A 3,750-nucleotide genomic window follows, 5' to 3' on the forward strand; every position below is an offset into this window, starting at 1 on the left:
CGCACGGCCTCCGGCCGGGCCGGCCAGTCGCTGGCGTGGGGCCTGTGGGAGCAGGCCAGTGAGCTGACCGGTCATCTCTCCTCGGCACGCAGCGGTTCGGGACTGCCGACCGCGCAGGCCCTGGCCCTGTTCGACCGGGCGATCACCCTGCCCGTACCGCACCTCCTGCCGACGGTCCTGGACCTGGCCGCCGCGCAGGCCGTCTCCACCCATGGGGTGCCCCCGCTGCTGCGCGGTCTGGTCCGGCCGTCCGCCCGGCGGGCCGCCGACCGGGGCGCGGGCGCGGAGTCCGGACTGCTGGCCCGGCTGCGGCCGCTGCCGGCCGAGGATCGGCGCGCGCAGCTGCTGGAGCTGGTCCGAAGCAGCGCGGCCACCGTGCTCGGCCACGGTGCCACGGACGCGGTCGGCCCCCGGCACGCGTTCCGGGAGCTCGGCTTCGACTCGCTGACCGCCGTGGAGCTGCGCAACGGGCTGAACGCCGTCACCGGGCTGCGGTTGCCGGTGACCCTGGTCTTCGACTACCCGACACCGGCCGTGCTGGCCGAGCACCTCGACGAGCTGCTCTTCGAGCGGGCCGCCTCCGTGGCGCCGCTGGTCGAGACGGCCGTGGACACCGGCGAGCCCATCGCGATCATCGGCATGAGCTGCCGCTTCCCCGGCGGCGCGGACAACCCCGAGCGGCTCTGGCGACTGCTGGCCGAGGGCTTCGACGGCGTGACCGCTTTCCCGGCCGACCGCGGCTGGGAGATCGAGGTCGCCGACGCCACCTACACGCCGCGCGGCGGCTTCCTGCACGACGCCGCCGACTTCGACGCCGGGCTGTTCGGGATCTCGCCGCGCGAGGCGCTGGCGATGGACCCGCAGCAGCGGCTGCTGCTGGAGGCCTCCTGGGAGGCCTTCGAGGCCGCCGGCCTCGACCCGCTGTCCATGCACCGGTCCTCCACCGGCGTCCTGGTCGGCGCCTCGGCGTTCGGCTACGGCGCCGGGATGGACCTGCCGGAGTCGGAGGGGCACCTGATGACGGGTGCCGCCACCAGCATCCTCTCCGGCCGCGTCTCGTACGTGTTCGGCCTGGAGGGCCCGGCCGTCACCGTGGACACCGCCTGCTCCTCCTCCCTGGTGGCGATGCACTGGGCGATCCAGGCGCTGCAGCGCGGCGAGTGCGCGATGGCACTGACCGGCGGTGTGACCGTGATGTCCACCCCGGGGGTGTTCGCCGAGTTCGACCGGCAGGACGGCCTGGCCTCGGACGGACGCTGCAAGGCGTTCTCCGCCGGGGCCGACGGCACCGTCTGGTCCGAGGGCGTCGGCGTGCTGGTGCTCCAGCGCCTGTCCGACGCCCGTCGGGACGGGCACCGGGTGCTCGCGGTGATCCGCGGCAGCGCGGTCAACCAGGACGGCGCCTCCAACGGGCTCACCGCGCCCAACGGCCCCTCCCAGGAACGGGTGATCCGGCAGGCGCTGGCCTCCGCGCGGCTCGCCCCGTCCGAGGTGGACGTGGTGGAGGCGCACGGCACCGGCACTCCGCTCGGCGACCCGATCGAGGCCCAGGCGCTGCTGGCGACCTACGGCCAGGACCGGCCGGCCGACCGGCCGTTGTGGCTGGGCTCGATCAAGTCCAACATCGGGCACACCCAGTCGGCGGCCGGTGTCGCGGGCGTGATCAAGATGGTGCAGGCGATGCGCCACGGCGTCCTCCCGGCCACGTTGCACGTGGACGAGCCGACCTCGCACGTGGACTGGTCGGCGGGCGCGGTGGAACTGCTGACGCAGGCCCGGCCCTGGCCGGAGGCGGACCGTCCGCGCCGCGCGGGCGTGTCCTCCTTCGGCATCAGCGGCACCAACGCCCACGTCATCCTGGAGCAGGGCGACCCGTCGCCCGCACCGGAACCGGTGGAGAACGGCGGCCCGGTGCTCTGGCCGGTCTCCGCGAAGACCCCGGAGGGGCTGCGCGGACAGGCGGCGAGGCTCGCCGAGTTCGCGGCGACCGGGCCCGACCCGGCGGCCGCGGGACACGCGCTGGCCGTCACCCGAGCGGCGCTGGAACACCGCGCGGTGGCCGTCGGTGACACGGCTGCCGCGATCGGGGCAGGCCTGACCGCGCTGGCCGAGGGCCGGCCCGGCGAGGGCGTGGTCTCGGGTACGGCGGTCGAGGGGCGGACGGCGTTCCTGTTCACGGGGCAGGGTGCGCAGCGGGTCGGCATGGGCCGGGGGCTGTACGAGGCGTTCCCGGTGTTCGCCGAAGCCTTTGACGCGGTCTGCGCGGAGCTGGACGCGAGGCTCGGGCGGTCGGTGCGGGAGGTCGTCCTCGACGGCGTCGAGGATCTGGACCGTACGGTGTGGGCGCAGGCCGGGCTGTTCGCGGTCGAGGTGGCGTCGTTCCGGTTGCTGGAGTCCTGGGGCGTGACACCCGACTTCCTGCTCGGGCACTCGATCGGCGAGATCGCCGCCGCCCAGGTGGCGGGCGTGTTCTCGCTGGCCGACGCGTGCGCCCTGGTGGCGGCACGTGGCCGGCTGATGGACGCGCTGCCCGAGGGCGGGGCGATGCTCGCCGTGCAGGCCACCGAGGCCGAGGTGCGGGCGGAGATCGGTGACCGCCTGGACGTGGCGGCCGTCAACGGCCCGACCTCCCTCGTGGTCTCCGGCTCCGTCGAGGTGGTCGAGGAGTTCGCGGCCCGCTGGAAGGCCGAGGGCCGCAAGACCAGCCGGCTGGCGGTCTCGCACGCCTTCCACTCGGCGCTGATGGAGCCGATGCTGGATGAATTCGCTTCCGTGCTCGGCGGGTTGGCCTTCGCCGAGCCGCGCATCCCGATCGTCTCCAACCTGACCGGCGGGATCGCCGAACCCGGCCTGCTCACCACCCCCGACTACTGGCTGCGCCAGGTCCGCGAGGCGGTCCGCTTCGCCGACGGCGTCGACACCGTTCGTCGCCAGGGCGTCACCCGCTACGTCGAGCTGGGCCCGGACGCGGTGCTGAGCGGCCTGGCCGGACAGGCGGTAGCCGAGGCCGTGTTCGCGCCGCTGCTGCGCCGTGAGCGGGAGGAGTCGGGCACCGCGCTGACCGCCCTGGCCCGGCTCTGGACGGCCGGCGCGGACGTCGACTGGCCGGCCGTGCTGCCGGCCGGCCGACGGCTCGAACTGCCGACGTACGCCTTCCAGCGCGAGCGCTACTGGCCGCGCCCGGCCGTTCGGTCCGGAGACGCCGGTTCGGTCGGCCAGCTGTCGGCCGGCCACCCGATGCTCGGCGCTGCGGTTCAACTGGCCGGAGACAACGGCCTGTTGCTGACCGGAAGGCTGTCGCTCGCCACCCACCCGTGGCTCGCGGACCACGCTGTCCAGGGCCAGGCGCTGGTGCCGGGGACGGCCTTCGTGGACATGGCGCTGTGCGCGGGCGAGCAGATCGACCGCCCGGTCCTGGAGGAGCTGGTGCTCCAGGCGCCGCTGCCGCTGCCCGAGCAGGGCGGCGTGCACCTCCAGGTACGGGTGGCGGCCCCGGGCGAGGAGGGCGACTGCCGGGTGGAGATCCACGCCCGGCCGGACGCCGGCGGGACCGCGCCGTGGATCTGCCACGCGGTGGGAACCCTGACCGCGCAGGAGCGGGCGCCGGAGTTCGATCTGGCCGCCTGGCCGCCGGCCGGTGCCACGGCGGTGCCGTTGGAGGGTTTCTACGAGGCTCTGGCCGAGGTCGGGTACGGCTACGGTCCGGTGTTCCGGGGTCTGGGTGCGGCCTGGCGGGTGGGTGGGACCGTC

Annotated in this window: 1 protein-coding gene; it reads left to right on the plus strand. The window is 75.0% G+C overall.

The window, feature by feature from the left end:
* The coding region (locus tag ACFVGO_RS39265; protein WP_380636949.1) for a beta-ketoacyl synthase N-terminal-like domain-containing protein at window positions 1-3,750 on the plus strand (3,750 nt) is incomplete at both ends.

This window comes from Kitasatospora sp. NPDC057738 (assembly GCF_042798815.1).
Classification (GTDB): Bacteria; Actinomycetota; Actinomycetes; order Streptomycetales; family Streptomycetaceae; genus Kitasatospora; species Kitasatospora lactacystinica.